Source organism: uncultured Treponema sp., assembly GCF_946187725.1.
In the GTDB taxonomy this organism is placed as follows: Bacteria; Spirochaetota; Spirochaetia; order Treponematales; family Treponemataceae; genus Treponema_D.
The window spans coordinates 1-23,014 of sequence record NZ_CAMHSK010000004.1; the positions used below are offsets into that span (position 1 = coordinate 1).

Below are 23,014 nucleotides of genomic sequence, written 5' to 3' on the forward strand. Positions count from 1 at the left end.
TCATACCGTTGAACTGAGCCTGTGAAGCGATTCGGTCAACCTCAGCGATGAGTGCAGAAACTTCAACCTGAATCTGCATGCGGTCTTCGTCTGTGTAGATACCGTTTGAAGACTGAACTGCAAGTTCGCGGATTCGCTGAACGACATCAGTTGTCTCCTGGAGGTAACCTTCAGTGGTCTGGATGAATGAAATAGCGTTCTGAGCGTTTTCAGAAGCTTTGTTCATACCGCGAATCTGAGCACGCATTTTCTCAGAAACTGCGAGTCCTGAAGCGTCATCACCGGCACGGTTAACTTTCAAACCTGATGAAAGTTTCTCCATGTTTTTTCCGCTGCTTACCTCAATAAGACCTGTTGAACGCTGTGCATACATTGCACTCATGTTGTGATTAATAACCATAGTTTTATCTCCTTATAATTACTATCTGGTTTTTAACGACAGGTCTTCGTTCAGAAACCTGTTGCCTTTTTTTTGTTTGGCGCCCACCCATTGGAGTTTGTGCCCTACAGTAATAGTTTCGGACTCTGGAAAAATTACTTAAGCAAAATTTATAAAAATTTTTATTTTTTTTGAGATTTTTTTTGATATAATGAGCACATGATTATTTGTCCTGCACAACATTTCGACATTTTTTCTATTATGAATATTGAACGCCAGTCTTTTATCCCTGCGATTCAAGAGAAAAAGCGGGTTTTTGAAAAGCGACTCAAAATCTTTCCGGAAGGATTTTTGCTTCTTGCTGACTGCAGTGATGAAGTCGTCTTAAAGAACAAGACTGCCCTAGTCTGCGGGTATTTGTGCTCTGAACGCTGGGATTTCCTTCCTGCTTGTGATGAAAAACTTCTACGGAAGCGATTTGCCCTTGGTCATAATCCGCTGCATACACATAAAACAGAAGGTCCTTTCCTATATATCTCTTCGTTTGCCCTTTTAAAAGATTATCGTTCAAAAGGTCTTGGAAGCAAATTCTTCAAGAATGCCGTGGCCGCACTGTGTTCCTCACTGCATGGAATTGAAAAAGTTGTGATTATCGTGAATTCTGAATGGGAAGCCGCCCTCAAAATCTACAGAAGCATTGGTTTTGAAGAATACTTTATTTTGAAAGAGTTTTTTCCGACAATTCAAAAAAAAGTCTGCTCAGACGGAATCATAATGACACTTGATGCTGCAAAATTCAGGGAAATGGAATTCAGCGGCGGAGAGGAAGCCATAAAGATTTGAGTTGAATATCTTAGTGGACTTTTAATATGATAGACCATATAATTAAAAGCTACACATTTTGTCAGCTTTCAGGGGATTTTTTTGTATACAAGAGAAATTAAAACGCCGCCAGAAAAAATTGTTCACAGCGGAAGAATTGAATTCGGAACATTCTCAGGTCTTTTGCCCCGTCTCGATATTCGTGGTGTCCGCACGCCTTTTGCAGGATTCCCGTTTCCAACTGTCATCACAAATTTCCGCATCCAGAGTTCCCTTATGTTCATGTTCAACATCGGGTCATTTATTGGAACAGTGGATTTTTTTGATCATAAAGTCTTTGGTTTCGCAGATGTCGTCTTCTGGAATAAAGAAAATGGCCGTCGTTTTGCATACCGTTCTTTTATGGGGCCACGCCGTCGTTTTATTCCCCACAACATGAAGATTGGATTTTGCGCCAGTTTCAATAAAAAGCGCTATATTCGAGTGAGCTGGGATCATCAGCGCGACAGACTTTCAATGATTTTCAACTTAAAAGGTGATTCTTCACGCCCGTCTGCTCAGGCCGCCTTTATTGCCAAATATTCAGACAGTGCTATGTGCGAAATGGCCGTGGTTGTTCCGGCACCTTCCAAAAGACGCTGCTCTGCAAGCTATATCGCCACGCCGCAGATTCATGGCAGCATCTCTTTGGAAAAAACAAAGCTTTCCGAAGAAGTAAATCAGGCTGATTTCGACGGTCACGCACTTTTATGTATAACCCGTGCTTATCATAATCTTCACACGCTGGCAGAATTCGTAATTGGTGCCGGTGAAATAAACGGAAAAAAAGTTAGTTTTCAGATTTTTACTACGCAAGAAAACGCCGTAGATTCCGAAAATATAAATGAGAATATTCTTTGCGTTGACGGAGAATGCACTCCTTTGCCGCCTGTCACAATCACTCATCCTTTTGGACTTTCAAGAAAATGGGTGATTCAGGATTTCGAAAATATGGTAGATTTGACTTTCATGCCATCATCTGACAATCGTCGTGATGTATCGTTTTTGGTCATGAAAAGTCAGTTGCGTACGATTTTCGGAACTTTTGAAGGCGTAATAAAAACAAAAGACGGTGAAGACATTGTTCTTCATAATTTTGAAGGCATCGCAAAGAAGCAATTTTTACGACTTTAGGGGATTTTATGGCAGACAGACCTGAAGCAAAATGGGAACCGGGAACGCTTGATAATACCAGGCGCAATATCGGTCCAATTGATGCGGCTGAAGCAAAAAAAATGATGCAGAAACTTGGCGGTGAAGTCTTTACCGAAAAAGACCCGCCGATTGACTATTCCGCTCTCCCACGGGCAAGGGAATATTCTAAGCGTGCCGTTACCGGGCGTTCTGCTTCCAGTGTTGCCTCGCAAACTGCTCAGGGTGGTTCGGGTTTTGCTCCTACAAAAGTTGGCTATGCCGTAAAAGAAAAGCCAGTAAAGGCTTCAAGACTGCCGGATCTTTCCTCAAAGGAACGCGCTCTCATGGACAGAATCATGATGAGCGAAGACTATAAAATCAAAACAAATTTCGGTCTTTTCAATTTTGTCCGCAAATTTAAGAAGAATGGAAATGAACTCGTCCGAAAAAGTTTTGTTGATTATAAAATGCAGCAGAACACGGACCATTTGCAGGAATTCATCACGACGGTAAAGTCAATCATTCAGATTTCGCCGGACACTTACAAGGCCAAAATCCTTTCTTCAGAAGAAGACCGCTTCAAATTCCTTAAAACAGTCGGTTCGTGGACGATGCGTGACATCAAAAAGTACCTTGCTGACTTGCAGAACACAGAAGAAGTTAATGTCGCCATGATGATTCCTTACATCAAAGCTGTCTACAGGTATCTTCTTAAAATTTATTATCTTGGTGAAACAAGGGTATCGGGCTTTTTCAAGGAAATTTACAACGACCTCTCAAAATATCCAAAATTCGACCTTCAGAAATTGCAGATGCTTTCAAAAACCGGCATTTCCGAATGGTTCTATCTTTACAGTCAGGTAATCAAAGGTTATTATCCGCTTCTCATGCGCATGAGCAGTACGAAATTTGACTATTTCCAGGATTTTTTCCTTGTACAGACTGCGCACATTCTCTCTTTCCTCGAACTGACCAAATTTGACTTGCTTCTTCCGAATAAAAAGAGTGACAAAAACGCCGAAGCAAAGGCTGATGAAAAAAGCGAAGAAGAGAAAAAAGAGGAAGAAAAGAAAGAAGAAGAAAAGAAACAGGAAGCCGCAAAAAAGAGCGATTATGTTGAAGCCGGCCTCAAACTTCTCGACAATCTTTTCCCGGATGCAGGATTTGACCATATCGAAAAACTTCCTGACATGTATCCGTATTTCCAGCCTCTTTATCAGTTCCGTGACGGATACAATCTTGTTGCCCCGGAAAATCCGCTTCAGATTACGGTAACGCTTTTAAGAATCACCGAAGACATTTTCCAGGGCTGCCGAAACATCAAATTCACCGAAGAAAATGATGAAGCCACTTCCAAAGATGATGAAAAACTTTCGGTTGTATTGAGCGAATGGTCGGTTTACCGCGAGACGCTTTTTGAACGCCAATATTCCGATATGATTAAAGATTTCGTCAATAACGAGTATTCTCAGGGCGATTTCAAATCAAGTCTTTTTGGAAAGAAAATCCTTACTTCGCTTCTCTGGCAGACAAAGTACAACTTCCTTCCATATTTTGAATTTGAGCAGCTGCTTCTTGAAAAACCGAAGAATGACAGCCAGTACAGGCCGATGTGTATTCGTGTCAGCTTTTTGTTCAAATTCTTCTCTACGCTTTCGGCAAAGATTGATGCGGCAAAAGGTCAAGGAACGGTAATGGGAATCCAGAATCCGTGGGATAAATACAAATTTGACATTCCGAATGTCGTTTCAAAGCGAATGGATGTTCTTCTCGGTGCCAAAAAAACTGTCGATTCTGCTGCAACGAACGCGAACCTCATAAAGTACGCGCTTCTCGTGGTTTCCGTGCTTGACTGGTGGGTAAATAATCCTTCAAGTCCTGCATATTCAACAGATTCTCAGCGAATTTACCGTATTAACGAGGAAGATGGTGCTCCAATGTTCAGCGTTGATACCCGAATTGACCAGAACAAGCTTTTTGCTGACAGAGTTAAGTTGAACATCGAGAGACAGAAAGCCGCTTCTGTTAAATAAAGATTTGAATTTAAGGAAAGAAAATTGACGGAATCCGAAGTCGAAGAAAAATTTATTGCTCTTGAAACGAAAATTGCCTATATGGATGATTTTATTTCAAAACTTCAGGAAGAAACTGTAGAAAATCAGAAGACGATTCAGATTTTGCGTGAAGAAAATCAGATTTTGGCGGGAAGGATTCAGGATTTGCAAGATAATCAAGAAATCCCGAACCGCAGGCCGCCTCATTATTAAGTCAAATTAGTTGCGTGTCTGGAGCCAGCCGACGAGTGCGATTACCCAGCCTGCCAGAATTACGATAAGACCGATGGCGATGTGTGTTCCAACAGCCTGATGAGCGAATTTTGTTAAGCTTTTTGCCCATGGAGCGAGATTGAGGTAGCTGAGGACTACATAAACGCCACCTGCGATTGAAACGATGAGCGAAAGCAATTTAACCGGCAATTTTGCTTTGAGTGAAACGAAGCTGAAAATGATTCCTGCGACTGCTCCAGCGAGCGCAAGGATTGAGCCGACTTTGATGTCGCCTGAACCGTTTGTGATTGCATCGAATGCACTTCGACCGCTACCGAAACTTGTTCCTGTGAGCGGAAGGAAACATCCTACTGCAACAAGCACAAGACCGATTAAATAAAGACTGATTGGACTGGATTTTTTACCCATTTTTAATTTATCCTCCTATTAATAATTGACCGGGCAATGCCCGAATCTTGTTATATTAATTATATCTTAAAGTTTTTAAATTTCAATCACTTTATACATAGGAGTTTCATTTGGATGAAGTTCCAGAATATGCTGTTCGCAGGGGAGGGCTTCACTTGGATCATGGGTTACATGAAGGAGAGTGGTTGTGCCTGTTTCTGCAACGGCTTCGATTAAATCAAGGATTTTCTGGCGGTAATTTTCGTCGAGACCGTGGCATGGTTCGTCCAAAATCAAAATCTTCGGGCTTTTTACTGCCGCTCGAAGAATCAGAATTGCACGCTGCTCACCGTAACTCAGTGAATTGAACGAATCATGTTCGCGACCTTCGAAGCCGCCGAGTTTGAGCCATTTTCGTGCCGCCGCAATTTCGACATCAGTTTTCTGTTCGTAAAGTCCGATTGAATCTTTAAAACCTGAAATGATTACGCTTTCCAAATCCGTGCTGCCGACCATGCGGTATTCGACATGCCAGCGGTAGCTTACGATACCGAGCTGTGATTTGATGTCCCAGATTGTTTCGCCTGTTCCGCGTTTTCGGCCAAAAAGCCATACATCGTTGCAGAAAACCTGATGATTGTCGCCGGTAATCAGTTCCAGAAGTGTGGTTTTTCCGCTTCCGTTTGGGCCTCGAATCAACCAATGCTGATTTGGCAGCACTTCCCAGTTGAAATCGACAAGAACGCGCTTTTCGCCCCAGCCAACATTCACATTATTCATCTGAACGAGAGTTTTTTCGCCGTCCGTGTGTTTTTGTAAGACCGCAGTTTCGCTCTGAATCGACTTGAGTTCGCTTACGAATTCGTTTTTTTCAGCAGCGCGGGATTTTGCCTTTTCTGCTTCGCGTTCGGCACGCACTTTCTCATATTCAGATTTTGTTCCGCAGAAAGAAACTTTGCCACCGGCAAATTCGAGCACATTCGTAATCGTGTCAGGAATTTCGTGATAGCGTTCCATTCCAAGAATAATCGTGGTTCGCGGTTCGTTTGACGCTGAATTTTTCTGTTTTCCGACAATCGTTGCAAAAAATTCAAGAAGAATCGAGCGGCTCTGTGCATCAAGGCCAGCAAATGGATCGCTTAGAATCAGAAGCTTTTTGCCTGAAAGAAGCGCTCGGCAAAGCAAAGTTCGCCGGATTTCGCCAGTGGACATGAATTTCAGTCCGCGTTCAAGAATCTTTTCGACTCCGCAGAGCTTTACTTCTGGAAGCGTTTCGAGTCTTTCTGCAATCGGGGGCAACGGCTGATGACGGTGCTTTGAATCCGGGCCGCCCAAAACCTCACAGATGAAGCGACGGCCGGTTCTGCCTTCATCAATTTTATCCATATATTCGGATTCGTCTAAATCACGCTCTTCCTGAATCAGACTAGCTGCCCTTTCAAGTGAAACTATCTCAACTGAATCCTTAAATTGTGTGGAATAGTCGCCTGTAGAATCGTTCGGCAAAATCTGCTTTTCACCGGCAAGTGCGCGCAAAAAATCAGCTTTTCCGCCGCCGTTCGGGCCAATCACGAGCCATGCTTCGCCCGCGTTCATCTGCCAGTCAAGCTTTTCAATATTCGTGCCGTGCAAATCCTGTACGCGGCAGTTGTTTATGTAAATCAAAGAATTTTCTTTCATAATGAGGGAAGTATAGCGAGTAAACGGAAAATTGAAAATGGAAAAATCTTGTAATGAAAAAAAAAGCCACTGAAACAACGGAAAGCTACTTCAGTGGCTTATAAAAATCAAAGTGCTGGACTAAAGAACGCTAAAGCTTTTTGAATTTTTCTTCAAGCTGTTTGTTCTGCCACAAAGTCCAGGCCTTCTCGCCCTCTTTGTCGATGATTTTATAGTTAATGAATGAATGACTTAGAGAGAATATAAGGATTTTTATGTCAACTCCTGCCTTTATGCTGATTCCAAGTCCTAAATCAATCCTGTGGAGCAGAGGTATTGGCAGAGTGAGAGGATTGTAATAGAACCACAATGGCAGGGACGGCGTTATCGGAATGCTTACATTGAAATTCGCCCATTCAGGTCCTAGTCCGAACAGCGGTTCAAGCGTGAGGCTCGGCGTTAAAGTTACATCCAAAGGTTTAAGCAAATCTTCTGCTTCAACTTTTCCAGAAGCAGCACCGAAATACCATGCAGTTTCGTTGACAGTGTATGGATCTGCAAAGAAGTTGATGTATGGAATAGGTGCTTTGAAAATCCACCAGCCTTTCCATTCTACGCCCCAGCGGGCACCCGCATCAACACCTGCTCCGTACAGACCGACATAACCAAATACAAGGTCAATAGGCTCACCCGTGTTGGTCGCAATTTTAAGTCCAAGACCAAATTTGAGTTTTGTTCCTACAGTGATAGGAACAGGACCTACCATGACGGTCTTTTTGACTTCAGCTTTTAATTTATCCTCAAGTTCCTTCTTGATTTGGTCAAACACACTGTCTGCAAGAGAAACTCCGATATCAAGATAGATTACACCGCCGATTCCTGCTTTTATCTGAGAGCCGGTGACAGAAAGTGAGCCTTTTACACCGAGAGCGAATTTTATGCCGTAATCGCTGAGTGTGGCAGTTTTTACTTTTTCTTTGCCGTTCTCGTCCTTTTCGACATTGCCGTCTTTGTCCTTCTTTTTGCCGAGGTCAATCTTTTTGAGTTCGATAGAGAAATACTGATCGAACTTCTTTTTGATTGATTTTTTTTGTGATTCATAGTCAGTGAGACTCTTTGCCATGCGGGCTGCCGACAAATCTTCTTCTTCAACAGTCTGTTCGATTGAATCTCCAAGATCAATGGCAAGGTACGGATACATTGACTCAATGCTTGGCGAAAGAAGGTCAGCTTTTGGAGACTGGACAAAAAGCGAATCGATTATGCGGCGCACAGCCTGCTCTTTGTTTTGTGCAAGAAGCTCAGTCAAAACACTTTCGGCATTCGCACTCATTTCTTCGTCCACAAGACCGTTCTCTTGGTCAAGAAGAATGTCGGTGGCTTCCTTTCCAAGAGCAAGGATTTTGTTGAGTGCATTGATGCTTTCCTCTGTGCTAAGTTCTGCAGCTCCTTCTTGGGTCAAGCCATTCTCTACTTTTGCAAGCAGGGCGGACGGCATTCGCTTGAGCAAGTCGGCAGGACCGTCATCAGACTGGAACTGGACTGCCTTATATTGGTAAATAGGTGCAAGTGTTTTGTTGTTAAGAGTTGTGTTTGTTGCACTTGACTCAGAATAAGATACTACGAAACTCTGCGTTGTGTTTTCAACTTCACCATTTGTAAGTGAATCAGCTGTATCTTCATTAAAGGCGATTACAAAGTCGCCGTACCGCAAGTTGTAGTCCTGGTAAACTGAGCTTAAAGAACCGCCGTTTGAGTTTACGCCGGTTGAATTCTTGACGAGATAAATGAAGTTTCCGTTTGAGTTTACGCCATAAAGACCGTATTCTGAATTTTCAACGGAAGCGCCGTCTACTGCACGGACAAGGGCACGGTTTACAGAGCCTGTAGATACAACGCTGAACATGGTTGTTGTGGTGCTTGCCGACTGCTTTGTAAGAACTTCGGTGTCACATACGAATTCGAGCCAGCGTGAGTTTTCAAAGCCATCACGAATCTGGTTTGGTTCACGGTATTTTATGTCGATAAGGCCGTCACCGTTTATGTCCGCGCCTTCGCCGTAATTGATTGTATATGATTTTGAAGATTTTCCTGTGCCTTCACTGTTGTAGCGCGTGTAACTGAAACTGATTGATTCCAGTGATGCGTTGCTTATGGTCATGTAGCCGAAAACTGCAAGCTCCGGCTTGTCTTCGCTGACCAGAACTTCTTTTGTAGTTAGGCGAAGATTTGCGGTGTCATAAGTTGTGTTTGAATCAAAACCTGCGGGGGGTTCATAAACTTCCCTCGTTTCATAAGAAGAACTTACAGTTCCTTCACGGACTGCAATGATTGTGCCTGGTTTGAGTTGGTTCGTGCTTGAATCCTCTTGGTTGTAAATGAGCGATCCACCGATATAGGCACGGCCAATGGAAAGATTTGTGTACGAGGTTGGAGAAGTATCGATTATGACAGAATCATCGTTTTTACTGTCGTCATCACCGCTGCTGCATGAAAAAAATGCAGTTAGAACCGTTGCGGAAACAATGGCCGCAAGCCCTTTGAATAAAGCTCTTTTCATAGTCACCTCCTTTAAGTTCGAAAAACAGCTATTATGAGAAATAACTTATTTTCAATAAAAAAAAGTTTAACACAGAAAGTCTAGTTGTCAAGACTTCTTTAAGATGGCTTATGGGCGGAAGTGGCACAGTAAATAAAAATTTGTTCTACACATTGAAAAAACCGAATATTCAACTTATCATATTTTATTGTAATGAAGTTTGTCTTTCTTTTATTTTTTCTGGCATCTCTTTTTGTTTCCTGCTCGTCTGAAGATTCTTCAAATTCCTTGGCTGGCGGAAATTTTGATGAGCCTTTGGTCTGTGTTTTTTACGGATACAATGGACTTGGTGATTTGACTTACAACGATTCAATAAATTCAGGAATCTCAAAAGCCGAAAAGAACTTCGACCTGATTCAGCTGGCTTATTCTCCTGTAGACAGGGACGAGGCACGAAAAAGCATGAACTATATTTTTACGGAGATAAAAGAAAAATCACTTACGAAAAAACATGTTCTGTGCATTTTTATCGGGCCTGAGTACATTAATCTTCTTGGAGAAAACGAAATTTTTATGGCAGGGCTTCCTGTCACGGCATTTATGTTTGATACACCGGAATCTGACATCCCGGAATCACTCAAAGACAAAATACATACAGTTTTTATTCCATATTATGGTGCCTGTTATGCCGCAGGAAAGCTTCTCCGAATGGAAAAGGAAGAGCTGAACACGCAGCCTAATCCGCTGATAGTCCTTCCTGATAAAAAAAATGAATTGCTTTTTGATTACGCCAGAGCTTTTATCACAGGTCTGGGCGAACAGTTTCCATATTCATTTGATGATGTTGACTGGGATGCTTTATTGACTGGCAATAATTCCGGCAATTACACAATTCTGTCACTGAACAATTATTTGATTGAAAAGAGCGGATTTGATAAGGCTGATACTTTATATATGTATGCACGGCTCGTTGACATTAACGGGGATGTAAAATATTTTTTCCCTTTGTGCGGCGGTTCTTCTCTGGGGCTTTTTCATTATGTGCAGGATTGTCCCCGCGGTCCTTCTTTTTCGATTATTGGCGTTGACTCCGATATGTCCTCTTATGCACCGCTTTATGTTCCCTTCTCTGTTGTCAAGGATTCAGGCCGGGTTGCCTATGAGTTGATTGAGCAGTGGCTAAAATCGGCTGAAAATATAGAAGAATCTTTACCAAAATCGCAGTTGAAAACTTTCAGGCAGGGCTATACTTACATTGCTGACTCTCCATATTCTTTAGATTTTTTCTTTACAAATGAGATTATCGAAAGCGTCTATGATGAAGCGGTGGAGTACGAAGAGGGGATTCTTGGAGGGGCACAGTAGATGGCTGGAAAGATTCGTTTTGCAGGATTTTTTGACAAGTTTAGTTTTCTCTTTTTTTTGATTTTGCCTTTGCTCTTTGCCTGCTGCAAAAATAATGATTCTGAAACTGAAATTCAATATTCCGAAAGCCGTGTGGCAGTCATACTTCCGCTGAACAGCCCGGACGGCGAGCGTTATAAAAGAACAATCGAATGGTGCCTTGCAAATTACCGTTCCGTCCGCGACAAGGCCTCTGTGAATATAGAACTTAAAATCGACTGGTATGATGAAGCTGCCTATACTCAGAAAGATTTGACCAAACTGGCTCAGACCCTTGCTAGTGACAAAGATCTTTGTGCAATAATCGGGCCACTGGATGCTTCAAATGTTACGACCGTAGCGAATGTTTGCCGCAAGACAGAAAAGCCATTGATTCTGCCGACTTTTTCTTCTGACGATTATTTGCGCCGCTATTCCGTTAGTGCGACCGGCTCGGTGACAAGACCTTTTTTGTGGGCATTGACCGAAAATGATGTTTCTCAATGTGAGGTTGCGCTGTCAAAATTAAACGGTATAGGTTTTAAAGAAGTTTCGGTGCTTGCAAGTGCAGACCCTTATGGTGATACATTTCATAACTGGGCTTCTTTTATCTCAACTGAACTCAAAATGAATCTTGAAGATAATATCCGCTATAAATTCGACGGTTACAGTGCCTTGCGTGATACTGTTTCGGATTCTCCCATGTCAAAAGACGCTGCCTTTGAGGCGGCCCTGTCGGGAGTAGCTGCGGTCGTTTTGTGTGCGATGCATGATTCTGATGACATGGAGCTTCTTCTTCAAATGCGGCAGGAAAAATTGAGCTCAGGCGGTTTCGCTCCGATGCTGTTCTTTACCGATTCTGTGTTCACTGCTGAAACCATCGCAAAAGGAGATTCTGTTGAAGGGCTTGAAGGAACCGCTGCTTACATTGACCCGACCAATGGATTCATATCAGTTTACAGGGAGCATTTTGGGGATTATCCAATCAGGGCTGAAGCTCAGATTTATGACTCGGTTCTGTTCGCACTTTATGGAATAATCTATAAATCAGAACATCCAGAAGGATTCGAAGAAATAAAAAAGCTGTCAAATGATGAAAACAGGTCAAACAACATCGTGATGAACGATGTCTTTAAAAGGATTGGCGTGAGTTCAAATGAAAACCTCTTGAACAATTCCTGGAGCAAAATCGGAATGCTTTATATGCTTCGGGAATACAGTTCTTCATTCGGTTATGTACCAAAAATTGAGGGCAGCTGCGGTAACATAGAATTTGACTCCGAAACTTTCACTACGCTCTTGTACTCAACATACATCCATTGGAGCATAATCGACAATAAAGTCGTCGTGCTTGATTATCTTTCTTCGGAAGGCGGAAAACGAACTTCTTCGACCCGCTCCGTTTGGGCATGGAATCAGACTGTCGATGAGTTTTTGGATGGCGACACTGATGAAGGGCAGTCACGCATAGAATACAACGACATCGAGGACAGGTATGCGATTTTGATTGCGGCATCTTCCGGTTGGAAAAACTACCGTCATCAGGCCGATGTCCTCAATATGTACAGGTTTCTTTCAAGCAATGGCTTTGACGATGAGCACATAATCATGGTTCTTCAGGATGACATTGCCTATAATAGCGAAAACAAGTCTGATACGGGAAATATTCGGGTCAGTCCGTTCGGCGACAACCTTTATACAGAAAAAGCCAAGAAGGGAATAGACGCTCATCCGTCTGAACTTAACCCAATGGATATACAGGCGATTCTTTTGGGAGACGGCGAGGCATTAAAGCAGGCTCACCTGGATTTTTCGGATGAGAAACTTTCGCGTCTTGTTTACGCAGCCCCACAGAACGAAGAGTCGCTCAACCTGTTTTTGTTCTGGAGCGGGCATGGTCAGGTAGGAAGCGACGGCAATAATTCAGGTCAGCTTCAGATGGCAGACCCTGTTGATTGGGAAAGCGGCGGCGTTCGGGAAAGCGGATTTACTACGGAGCTTTTGCTTGAAACCCTTGAAAAAATGCAGGCACAGAAGAAAATCCGAAAATTCTTTATCGTCAATGAAAGCTGCTACAGCAAGAGCGTTTTCAAGGCAGCAGAAGGATTTAAGGGCGTTCTTGTTCTTGGAGCGGCAAATGAAATCGAAACTTCATTCACCGATGTCAGAAATTCGGAACTTGGTGTGTGGATGACGAACCGTTTTACGCGGAGTTTTATGCACTGTATCGAAAGTCACTTCAGCGAAAATCATTACGAGGACTTTGCTGTAAAAGACATTAACATTTCTTATTATGATTTGTACGCGACGGTCGCAAAACAGACGCTTGGTTCTCATGTGTGCCTGATAAATTCCGGATATTTCGGTTCCGTAAAATCTGATTACACTACTCCCGGTGAATTTTTGATTTACAATTCGATTGTTTATTAGACCAATTCGGCAATGTATGGAGAAAAAAGCTCAAAAAAATCTGAATTTCTCTTGAAATAATAAAAATTTCTGTCAAAATATACTATAGACTTTCTATCTTTGGTACAAAAAAATCCAACATCTGGAGGAAAATATGAAAAACTCATATCAGAGAATTCGTGCGGGATTCGCATGTTTAGCGGGAATTTTCTTTGCTTTCCTGCTTGCTTCTTGCGCTGATTTTTCGGGAAATGCAACTGGCTCGGTTTCATTCAGCTTTGACAAGAGCTTTATTAAAGCCGTTTCTAATGCCAAAAGAGCTGCAGTGCTTGATGACGAAGTTACGGGCACTGGTTCTGAAGAGCAATATAATGAGCAATTTTCTGAGAAGTATATCATTGAAGTTTCCCTCAGAGGCGGTTACAGCGATTTCCAAAAAAAAGAATACAGTATGAAGGATTGGTTTTCAAAAACCGAGGCCTACAGTTCTGGTAACGAAACTGAAAGCAAAACCGATGAAGAAGATTCCACTGCTTCCAACGGATTTGAAACCTTCACTTTTAAAGATATTCCGGTCGGCGTAAAAGTAACGGCTACCGTTGATGTTTACATGGAATACAATTATGAACAAGGCTCTAAGAAGGATCATATGTATACAGGTACTTCTTCTCCAATAGAAATTAAAGCTGGTGAAAATCCGCTTGACCTCAATGTTCATGAGCTCAAATCGTTCTATATTATTTTGGCTCCAGAAGAGAGCGGTTCATTACCAAATCTTAAAAAGGTCAATCTTTATCTTGTTAAGACCGACAGCAAACTTGCAGAAGAGCTGATTGAATACGCAAAAGACGATGATGATGAATCAGTCATAAAAACGCTTGAAAAGACCACTCCATTCAAAACTTACGAAAATCTGTCTTCATCTTATATTTCTGACCGTTATGACCTCAAAACCGGTGATTCTTATTATCTGCTTTCTCTTGCATACACTGATGACGATAAAGCATATTTCGGCCATCCAGCAGATTCTGCGACAGGAGCCTTTACAGTTTCAGAGAACGGAAATTCGGTTTATGTCTATCTCACGCTGATTGAAGAAGATGAGCCTGATGAAGATGATGAATTCGTCAATATGACATTCAATGGTGCGGCTAATGACCCGGCTGAACTTGAAGGCACTTTTGACATCGAGATTACTGATAAGGGAGATTATAAAATCTTCCGTAATTATGGAGAAACATCTGAGGTTGCCGTTACTGCTGGAACTTACCGCATAAACGGAGATTACCTCTATTATACAGAAACTAAATACCGTGCTTTCGATGCAGATAAAATGACTTTTGCTGATTCGTGGACGACGGTTTCAAATCCGAAAGAAAGTGACCCTGTTCTGGTAAAGGACGGCGGAAGCGGAAAAGTCACTGCATTTGAAGTAAAAATCTGTAACGGTAAAGTAAATATTCTTTTCCAGATGCCGCATGAAGTAAATATTAAGATTGTATTCAAGGTTGATGACAATGACGGCAATCCAGAATACGAGTACAAGCAAGAAAATATCACTGTTTCAGTGACCGGCGATACTGATGTTCCAATCGAAGAAATTCAGAAAGCAACGCTTACTATCTGGCAGGCACTTGCTACAGACGGATATACCTTCGTGAAAGAGGATGAACCTGTACTTGACGGCAGTGACTACAAGATTGTCTTGCATTTCAAGAAAGGCACTTCTGAAGAAGTCAAATATTCAATCGATGTTTCTACTCCGTACTACAATTCTGATGTAGACCTTGAACTTAAAAGTGATGTCAAAGACAATTCAATAACATTCACCGTAAAGAGCGGTTATGATTCTTACTATTGGATTGTTGACGACGCAAATAAAACTTCTGCAGCAAACGGTAACAGCATTACAATTCAGGCTGCTGATTATCAGCCGGGCTCTCACTCGGTCATGGTTGTAGCAGATGATTTGTATTCTGCAAGCACGACATTTTTGAAAAAATAGGGGAGGAATAATATGAGTTTTATGACTAAGAAATTGCGTTCATTTGTATCGATTTTTGCTCTTGCGTTTACGGCATTTGCTCTTATTTCCTGCGGTGATATTGCTGATTCTGCCAGCGAAAAACTTGCAAAAGCAGACGGAAAATGCACTGTTCGTTTTTCGCTGGAAAATGCTTCCCGACAGGCAAATCCTGAGCATCTTGATCCGAAAAAATTATCCTATACGATTTCGTATTATCAGGTGATAGACGAAACATCTGAAGAAGAAAAATCACTTGGCAGTCAAAAAGAACCTCTTTCATATTCTGACTTGATGGATGCAGAACTTGAATTAACTGTTGGCAAATGGTTCTTTGAGTTGGTCGCATTCAAAAACGGCGGTTCGATTTTACATTCGGTTGTTTCGTATGATGTGGGTAGTAATTATGAGAACACAATCATCTTCAATCTTGAAGAGTACGCTAATGAAATCGGTACAGGCACCGTTTTAGTTAATTTTACTTATGATAACGAAGATGTCACAAGTGTTACCGCACAGCTTTTGAAATTCCCTTCTTGTGAAGCTATAAGCGGTTATAACGAAAAATCTTTTACTAAGGCAGAGATTACAGAAAGTGGCACGACATCAAATGTCAATTTTTCACAAGTAGATGTAAAAACTGGCTCATACATTCTTCTGTTCACTGTAACCCGAAGCGATGAATCCGTTACAAAAACACCGGTATTCGTGATTGTCCGCCCAGGAAGAGAGAGTGCTTCTTATGAAAGAGAACTCCGTAAAGAAGAATCATATCTTCCATTTGCAATTCATTTCTTGTTTGAGAACGAAAAAGGCGAATATGTAGAGAACGACAAATTCCCGACATTCAATGTTACAGAAGAGAATTTCAATTCTTTTGAGACAGTAATTGACGACTGCATTTCGGCGATTATTCAGCAGGGCTACACCGTTTCCGAGACGAAAGAATCAAGCGACACACCTGTTAAACTTGATGACGGAACTTACGCTATGTACAAGTACTTCGATAAGTTTGAAGTTGAAGCTGTATTGACGGCAACAGGTTCTGCGAGCGACATTGAAAAATACAAAGAATTTGGATTCAAATTAACTACTTATAATAACTTCAAATACGAAATCACTTATACAGACGGTGATTCTATTCTTGACCGCATTGTTTCAACTGGTACTTGGAATGTAAATAGCGACTCTGATTCAATCACAATCACTGAAACTAATTATTTCGATTTCGCTAATTCTGCGGATATCTCAGAGCTTGCGGGTAATGACTACAAGATGGCGACTGTTGAATCTCCGACGGCACAGAAAATCAACATCAGTGATTCATTCCAGTTTACCAGTGCGGGCGGCCCTGTAATCACATTCTTGGTCGGTTCTGTTCCTGCAGGTCCGATGCAATTTGATATTACGGTCAGCGGTAGTGCTTTGCCGACTGATAAAGATCCAAGCACAGTCACAATTTACAGCATCAGTTCACAAAATGCACAGGCTTTGAAAGAAAAACTTGCTTCTTCTGCTTCTAATGCTGATAAGGTTGAAGCACTTGTTACCCTGCTCGAAAAGCATAACGAAACGACTCCAACTGATGCAACATATCTTGGTCAGTATGAACCTTCTTCTGCTTCTACGACTGAAACCGTGACAAATCCAATGACTGTAAAAGACGGCGCAATCTCAATCAACGACAGCTACACAACATGGGGAACTATGGGACGCGGAAATGATGTCGCTCTTGTTGCCCTTGTTGCTTACGGTGACTCATCTAAAATCACTTCTTACTATGTTGGTGTTTCTGATGTGTTTACTGTTGATTCTGCTGAGACAAACACTGTCGAAATTTCAGCAAGCTCAATCGGTGTACCATGTAAAGTCGGATTCATTTTGGACGGCAATTCTGATGAAGAAAACAAATATACTGTTTACGCCTCATTGAACACCCTTGAAATGTCAATTTCTGCTATCGATGCAAAAACAATTACATCTATGGAAAAAGTTCTTGCATCAGACGGTAAACTTCGATTAAGCGGATACACCTACGATTCTATATCTAGCATATCTGTATCTAGCGGAATCCCGGAAATTTCCCTTGCTTATAAAACAAAAACTTCTGCGGCAAGCGGCATTTCTGTAACGCTGGGCGAAGTTGACACAACGGATTTGGGCGAAAACTTCGAAATGAGCGTTACAGAGAGTGACGGTGCTGTAACTGTAACGGCAACACCTATGCTTAACGGCTACTCATATCGGTGGTATCTTGAGGGAGAACCTATTGACGGTGCTACCACTAGTTCATACACCTGGACAGAACAGATGATTTCTAATCTTGATGCTGGAACATATACTGTCATGCTTGAGATAACTGATAATACTGGGGCTTCTGGACCGTATTCTGCTTCAACCACTTTCACAGTAACAAAATAGTCATCTAAAAAAGTCATTTCGCGGGAGCATTGGCACTAGTCGGTGTTCCCGCTTCTTTTAAGTAGTAATAAATGAGGAAAAATATGAAAAAAGTAAAGAGATGGACCGGGCTTCTTGCTCTTTTGTTTTTTGCTTCTTGTGGTGATATTACGGATTCCGTTAAAGACGGTGCAGCCCAAAAGACCTTCGGTAAGGCTCGCGTTACGCTTTCTGTAAATTCTTCCTTTGCAAAGACAATTATGCCTGTAAATGCAGGTGAATCAGATTTCACAAAAATCGAACTTACAGCCAAAAAATTTGAAAAAATCACCGCCACTTATGAGGCTTATGATTTGAACGAAGAAGATTCAGATTCGGTTGCAAAAATCTGGCTTTCTTCTGCTGCGGGTGGCGCTCAAAAATCAGCGTATGAGGCAATGACACAAGATACTGTGCTGCTTGATTGCGGAAATTACATTTTTACGCTCAATCTTTATACAGATTCTAAACTTAACGATGAGCCGAATTACCGTCTTTTGCAGTCAGCAACTCTTGGTGATTCGGAAAATGCCTTTGCTGTCACTGAGGATACGACAAGCCTTGCTTTTGCGGCAGAATATGTTCAGGCGACGGGCGATCTTGCACTGACTTTTAAGTGGAAAATAGAGTCTGGCAGCACAAATCGAATCGGAAAGATTGAAGCCGGACTTTTTACATTAGAAAGCAAGGCTCGGACAGCATATTCAAACGGCAGCACTAGCTATGATTTTGAAGCACTTTCGGTTTCAACGACTTCTGAAACTTCATTTTCAGCAGAATATTCAAAAAGCGATTTGCAGAATGGCACTTACTATCTGAAATACCGCGTTTATGACTCTACAGGTGCAGTGATTTTGAACACGATTCTTGATGTGGTTAAGATTCAGGGCTACAAAACCGAAAAAACGATAACACTCGAGCTTGAAAAAATTAATGCACTTCAGCGAAATGCCAGCGGAGTAATTTTACTCCCTTCTTATGAAGATTCACAGCTTCGATTTAACTGCGCGCCAGAAGGCAAACTCTACCTGAATCAGGGCACTATTCAAATTGATGCGTTTGACCCGGCCGGAGAGAAAATCGATACTTCTGCCATTTCTGCAAAACTTTTCTACGGTGGAACGGAACTTGACGGTTCTTTCTATGAATGGAACGATGACGGATTTGTCTTAATCGGTACCGGCTCAAAACTTGTTACCGGCGGAACTTACCAGCTTTATGTGACCGCCACTGCTACAGTTGATTCTAAAGAGATTACGGAATCTGCCCTGTTTGAAATCACTGTGGAAGAAAAAGAATATTACTATGTTGATGTTACGAACGACAGCGAATATGCGACAACGCTTGCTTCATATATGAAAAATCTTGACGGGGATGCGATTCTTGAAGTTTCTGGAGAAGGTGTTGATACATATATCGATAGTGACGATTCATCTAACAATGTGACTGGAACGCTCAGAACTATTTCAAATGCAATTCAAGGAGATTCCAGTGACGGCTACAATAACCTTGCATATTCTGTGGAACTTGATATGTCTGAGGTAACAGGTGTTACAAAAGTTGCCAGTGGCGACATTCAGGCAATTACACTTTGTGCAGTGGAGCTTCCAAAAACCGTTACATCAATTGAAACAAGGGGCTTTTCTATGTCATCTGTTTATGTGTCGAACAGGGATGTCTATAGCAAGCTGGAGGCCGTTACAATTTCGTCTGGTATTACAAGCATTGCATCTAATCCGTTCTATAACTGCTCAGCGCTTAAAAAAATTTCTGTAGCAGAAGGAAACGAAAACTTTTCTACAGCCATGGATGGAACAATTCTGCTTGCAAACGAAAGTGATGGTGTAAAAAAACTAGTCTGTACAGCAACTGTCTCTTTTGAAGAAATTGATTTTGCTTCCAGTGAACTTTCATCTGTTAAATCTCTTGAAGAATCTGCCTTTAAAAATGCAGAATCAATTGGAACGGTCAAAAATCTTGCCAATATCACTAGTTTAGGAAATAAAGCGTTTGAATATAAGACTATTGATTCCCTTACCATTGCAAATATTCCGACTCTTGAAGATGGTGTTTATCCGTTCTATAACACGACGGTAAAAAATCTTACTATTGATTGCGATGTTACGGAAGAAAATTTTGAAGACTTTGAAAAATTTGTTGCATATCTTGATACGACTTCTTATTATCATTCAAGATCGGGTATAGCAAACATTGAGAAACTTGTGTTCAACGGCTACGCGTATATTAAAGATACTTCTTCACCATCAAGTAGTGCTACTAACGGTAAGGTCGATGCATACATGTTCTATAGTTCTAATTCAACGCTTGAGATTATTCAATTCAATAAAGGCGCCTATGTCGGAAAATATCAGTTCCAAAAGGAATTCTCAAAACTTAAGACCGTTACTTTTGCCGGTTCTGAAGAATCTGTAATCGGGGATTCTGCATTTGCAGAGAATTCTAGTTTAACAACTCTCACCTTGACTGGAGTTACAACTATTGGTGATTATGCCTTTAATGCAAACTCTGGTCTTGAAGCACTCTCTATTCCTGCTACTGTTACAAGTCTTGCTGAAACAGCATTTAGCGGCTGTTCTGGAATCGAAAGTCTTGAAGTAGAAAGTGGTAATACAAATTATAAATCTTCACCTAATGGACAGTTCCTTATAACTGCTGACGGTGCACTTATGTTAGCTATTGGTGACATCTCTGATCTTGATTTTACAAACTCTGGAGTAAAAACAATTTCTAAAGATCCATTCTGGAATCGTGAAACTCTCATTACAAAACTGAATTTGTCAGGAGTTGAACATCTTGGTCAGCAGGCATTCTATAATTGTCAAAATCTTGCTGAGGTTGAATGGGGAACAACCCTTAAATCTATAGGAGAATTGGCATTCTATAGCATAAATATAACTGATATTACCCTTCCTGATTCAATTATAGCTCTTGCACCAAGTGCTTTCCAAGAGTATGTCGCAACAGGAACGGCAACCCAGTACACCTCATTCACAATTGGCGGAGTTGGGGCAGATTCTGCAAGCCAGCCAACTAACTGGTATATGTTAAAAGGTTCTGATAAGGCAACTCTGTGGCAAAATTATATCGACAACAAACCAAGTACAATTACTGAAAGTGATGATATTGTCAAACTTCCTGCAAGTGGTTCAACGGAAACAGTAATCCAAACTATTCAGACAGATGTTTGCAATCAATATCAAAGAAGCAATAATAAATGGACAGGAAACGGATATTATTACTATCGTTTTGTCAGCGAATAATCAGAGAGGTTAAATATGAAAAAGGTATGTAAACTGTCTTTATCTGTGGCAATTTCGCTAATTTTGACGGCGGGGTTTTTCTCTTGTTCTGATGCTGCAACTGAAGATCACAAAAATGAAAGTTCAGAAAAAGTTTGCTCTGTGGGCGGAAAACTTGATTTGGGAAGTGCTCTTCCTTCGGAACTTGTTCCATCTCTTTATGGTGCAAAAAATGCTTCCCGCTCGGCGACAAGTTCTTTTGAAACGGATTTGAATTATCGTCTCTATGCTTATCATCTTAAAGAATCTCAGGATGTTACAGGTGCAACTGTTTATGAGCATGCGTCTGACGAGTATCAGGTTGGTTCGGTGGATAAAAATGAAATGACCTGGTCTGTGGTTTTGAATCAAATCGGTAAATGGGAAATCGAAATTACGTTGTGGCATGATTTTGACAATGATTCTTCTTCAGCAGTCTATATTCTGCGCGGAACAAATATTGTTTCTGTGGATGAGCTTGATTTTGGCTCGTCTATGGAGTGCGAGAATGTTTCATTAAAACCATGGGCTGACACTCGTATCAGCGGTTCAATCAATCTCGCAATTACCGTTCCCGATGAAGTGACTTCTGTATCTTTTACATCAGCTGAACAGACCGAAACAGAAACTCCTGTCATCTCTGGTACAAGCACTGTTTCATCAAACAAAGCTGTAATAACGGCAACAAAAATCCCGGCCGGAACTTACAATGTGACATTTGTTTTCCATAAAACTGCTGGTGATTCGGGCGTTTACAGCTGCAAGGAAACAATCAATGTTTTGTCTGGCTTTACGACAGACACCTGGTACGGCACGGCTCCTTATTTCATGATGCGCGAAAATTCTAGCGGCGGAATGGACACAAGCTTTGTTCTTTCGGAAGATTTGCTCAAATCTTACAAATCTTCACAGACAGTTGCTGCTGATGAATACCCGATTGTTCTTTATGACCGCGACCATGCTAAAAAGGGCAAGGAATTTGAAAATCCGGCTCCTGGCTTGAATGTTTTCACTACACTTTCACCGAATGCAAAAATTGGTGACGGCATGACGCTTGCAGACGGAAAAATCTCTCAGATTAAAGATTTTGCGATTGATCCTGCAACACAGAAGATTTACACGCTTGAAGAAACAGCAAAGGGTGAACTGCGAAAAATCGTAGAATATCCGTCTTATGCAGGTTATGCAATCGGAAAGACTTATGCTCAGAATTTCACAAGCGATACAATCAGCGCAACCTTCGAAACTTTCACGGTCTACAATGGAGAGGTTTACGCATATTCTTCTATAAACGGGTCAATATTCAAAACTGTAGACGGCAAATTTACGCGTTTTCCTATGGTGGATGAATCAGGTAGCGATTTGACTATGCCAAGTCCAATGCGCTCTGTAAAACTTGCTGCTTACGGAAAGTATTTGTACATGACTTTCACAGGCGGTGCATCTGACACAGGCTATTCTCTTTATGTCAAAAAATTCGAAGTCTCAGGCACAAATCTCAAGCAGGTGGCATCCCTTGAGAAAAACTTTACCGATTTGGGAATTTATGGTGTTACTGACGGTGAATATCAATTGGAAGATTATAGCTATTTGGACATCACTGACATTCAGCCGAATTCTACTGGAACGGAGCTGTATATTCTGGCTTCTGAACATGTTTATGAATATCATGGCGATAGTTATCGCTCAGAGAGCCGCGGAGGAATCATCAAAATCACTAATACAGAGACTGAAACGACTTCTGGCGGTGCAACTGTGGTGAATCATGCGCTTGCTTTGCATGATTTTAAGGCCAGCGGGGCAACAGAAAGCGTCTGGATTTACGGCTGGACTTACGGGGCATGGTATCCTGTTGATGACAGTTCAAGCACTGTTTCAGACACAAAGTATTTCTATGGCTGCTCAAAATTCCTTGCGAAAAAGCCTGATGAACTTGTGATTGCTGATGAGGGCGGTTACGAATACGACGAAAATAAGCGAAAGAATAAAAATCGTGTGGTAACAGTAAATCTTGCGACTTTTGCCATGCAGAGCATTGTTGATGTGGATGCCGGTTTTGACTGGTGGGTTAAGGCGGATCCTGAATCTGGCTACGGTGGTTACTCTAACGGTTCAGATTACAGCACTTGCGGTTTTTAATAGAAGCATCTGAACTGCTTAGGTAATTGTAAAAAAGTAAAATCTCTGCTATTTTCTTGTACAGCATAAAATTGA

13 protein-coding genes and 1 pseudogene are annotated in these 23,014 nt (G+C 41.5%); 10 read left to right on the top strand and 4 right to left on the bottom strand.

Annotated features, from left to right (window positions below):
* Positions 1–400 (bottom strand): annotated as a pseudogene (locus Q0Q74_RS02550) (flagellin); the annotation flags it as partial.
* 198 nt (positions 401–598) lie between these two features.
* Between Q0Q74_RS02550 and Q0Q74_RS02555 the strand changes: the two are divergent.
* The 4 genes from Q0Q74_RS02555 to Q0Q74_RS02570 all read left to right on the top strand — a co-directional run bounded on the left by Q0Q74_RS02555 (position 599) and on the right by Q0Q74_RS02570 (position 4,641).
* Positions 599–1,222, top strand: coding sequence for an N-acetyltransferase (locus Q0Q74_RS02555; protein ID WP_294428211.1), 624 nt, complete (start codon positions 599–601; stop codon positions 1,220–1,222).
* An 81-nt stretch (positions 1,223–1,303) separates the two neighbouring features.
* Positions 1,304–2,374, top strand: a complete 1,071-nt coding sequence (locus Q0Q74_RS02560; protein WP_294428212.1) for a DUF2804 family protein — start codon at positions 1,304–1,306, stop codon at positions 2,372–2,374.
* A gap of 8 nt (positions 2,375–2,382) precedes the next feature.
* The gene (locus Q0Q74_RS02565) at positions 2,383–4,407 is read left to right on the top strand and encodes a hypothetical protein (RefSeq protein WP_294428213.1); all 2,025 of its coding nucleotides are present in this window, start codon (positions 2,383–2,385) and stop codon (positions 4,405–4,407) included.
* 24 nt (positions 4,408–4,431) lie between these two features.
* Complete coding sequence (locus Q0Q74_RS02570) at positions 4,432–4,641, top strand: SlyX family protein (RefSeq protein ID WP_294428215.1); 210 nt, start codon at positions 4,432–4,434, stop codon at positions 4,639–4,641.
* A 6-nt stretch (positions 4,642–4,647) separates the two neighbouring features.
* Here Q0Q74_RS02570 and Q0Q74_RS02575 read toward each other — a convergent pair whose 3' ends face one another.
* The 3 genes from Q0Q74_RS02575 to Q0Q74_RS02585 all read right to left on the bottom strand — a co-directional run bounded on the left by Q0Q74_RS02575 (position 4,648) and on the right by Q0Q74_RS02585 (position 9,268).
* Complete coding sequence (locus Q0Q74_RS02575) at positions 4,648–5,070, bottom strand: hypothetical protein (RefSeq protein ID WP_294428217.1); 423 nt, start codon at positions 5,068–5,070, stop codon at positions 4,648–4,650.
* A 75-nt stretch (positions 5,071–5,145) separates the two neighbouring features.
* Positions 5,146–6,729 (bottom strand): ATP-binding cassette domain-containing protein, encoded by a 1,584-nt coding sequence (locus tag Q0Q74_RS02580; RefSeq protein ID WP_294428219.1) that lies wholly within the window; start codon positions 6,727–6,729, stop codon positions 5,146–5,148.
* Between the two features lie 130 nt (positions 6,730–6,859).
* A complete protein-coding gene (locus Q0Q74_RS02585; RefSeq protein WP_294428220.1) occupies positions 6,860–9,268 on the bottom strand; it encodes a hypothetical protein in 2,409 nt (802 codons plus the stop codon).
* A 192-nt stretch (positions 9,269–9,460) separates the two neighbouring features.
* Between Q0Q74_RS02585 and Q0Q74_RS02590 the strand changes: the two genes are divergently transcribed.
* The 6 genes from Q0Q74_RS02590 to Q0Q74_RS02615 all read left to right on the top strand — a co-directional run bounded on the left by Q0Q74_RS02590 (position 9,461) and on the right by Q0Q74_RS02615 (position 22,939).
* The gene (locus tag Q0Q74_RS02590) at positions 9,461–10,612 is read left to right on the top strand and encodes a hypothetical protein (RefSeq protein WP_294428222.1); all 1,152 of its coding nucleotides are present in this window, start codon (positions 9,461–9,463) and stop codon (positions 10,610–10,612) included.
* Entirely contained in the window at positions 10,613–13,060 is a 2,448-nt protein-coding gene (locus tag Q0Q74_RS02595) for a C13 family peptidase (protein WP_294428223.1), read from the top strand.
* Between the two features lie 133 nt (positions 13,061–13,193).
* Entirely contained in the window at positions 13,194–15,044 is a 1,851-nt protein-coding gene (locus tag Q0Q74_RS02600; protein ID WP_294428225.1) for a hypothetical protein, read from the top strand.
* 12 nt (positions 15,045–15,056) lie between these two features.
* Complete coding sequence (locus tag Q0Q74_RS02605) at positions 15,057–17,483, top strand: hypothetical protein (RefSeq protein WP_294428227.1); 2,427 nt, start codon at positions 15,057–15,059, stop codon at positions 17,481–17,483.
* 83 nt (positions 17,484–17,566) lie between these two features.
* A complete protein-coding gene (locus Q0Q74_RS02610) occupies positions 17,567–20,782 on the top strand; it encodes a leucine-rich repeat domain-containing protein (RefSeq protein ID WP_294428229.1) in 3,216 nt (1,071 codons plus the stop codon).
* Between the two features lie 15 nt (positions 20,783–20,797).
* Positions 20,798–22,939 (top strand): hypothetical protein, encoded by a 2,142-nt coding sequence (locus Q0Q74_RS02615; RefSeq protein ID WP_294428231.1) that lies wholly within the window; start codon positions 20,798–20,800, stop codon positions 22,937–22,939.
* Positions 22,940–23,014 lie beyond the last annotated feature (75 nt).

Coding starts and splice junctions, on each gene's coding strand:
- Q0Q74_RS02610 (WP_294428229.1), top strand. CDS start 17,567: ATGAAAAAAGTAAAGAGATGGACCGGGCTTCTTGCTCTTTTGTTTTTT.
- Q0Q74_RS02590 (WP_294428222.1), top strand. CDS start 9,461: ATGAAGTTTGTCTTTCTTTTATTTTTTCTGGCATCTCTTTTTGTTTCC.
- Q0Q74_RS02600 (WP_294428225.1), top strand. CDS start 13,194: ATGAAAAACTCATATCAGAGAATTCGTGCGGGATTCGCATGTTTAGCG.
- Q0Q74_RS02575 (WP_294428217.1), bottom strand. CDS start 5,070: ATGGGTAAAAAATCCAGTCCAATCAGTCTTTATTTAATCGGTCTTGTG.
- Q0Q74_RS02565 (WP_294428213.1), top strand. CDS start 2,383: ATGGCAGACAGACCTGAAGCAAAATGGGAACCGGGAACGCTTGATAAT.
- Q0Q74_RS02585 (WP_294428220.1), bottom strand. CDS start 9,268: ATGAAAAGAGCTTTATTCAAAGGGCTTGCGGCCATTGTTTCCGCAACG.
- Q0Q74_RS02595 (WP_294428223.1), top strand. CDS start 10,613: ATGGCTGGAAAGATTCGTTTTGCAGGATTTTTTGACAAGTTTAGTTTT.
- Q0Q74_RS02605 (WP_294428227.1), top strand. CDS start 15,057: ATGAGTTTTATGACTAAGAAATTGCGTTCATTTGTATCGATTTTTGCT.
- Q0Q74_RS02580 (WP_294428219.1), bottom strand. CDS start 6,729: ATGAAAGAAAATTCTTTGATTTACATAAACAACTGCCGCGTACAGGAT.
- Q0Q74_RS02555 (WP_294428211.1), top strand. CDS start 599: ATGATTATTTGTCCTGCACAACATTTCGACATTTTTTCTATTATGAAT.
- Q0Q74_RS02615 (WP_294428231.1), top strand. CDS start 20,798: ATGAAAAAGGTATGTAAACTGTCTTTATCTGTGGCAATTTCGCTAATT.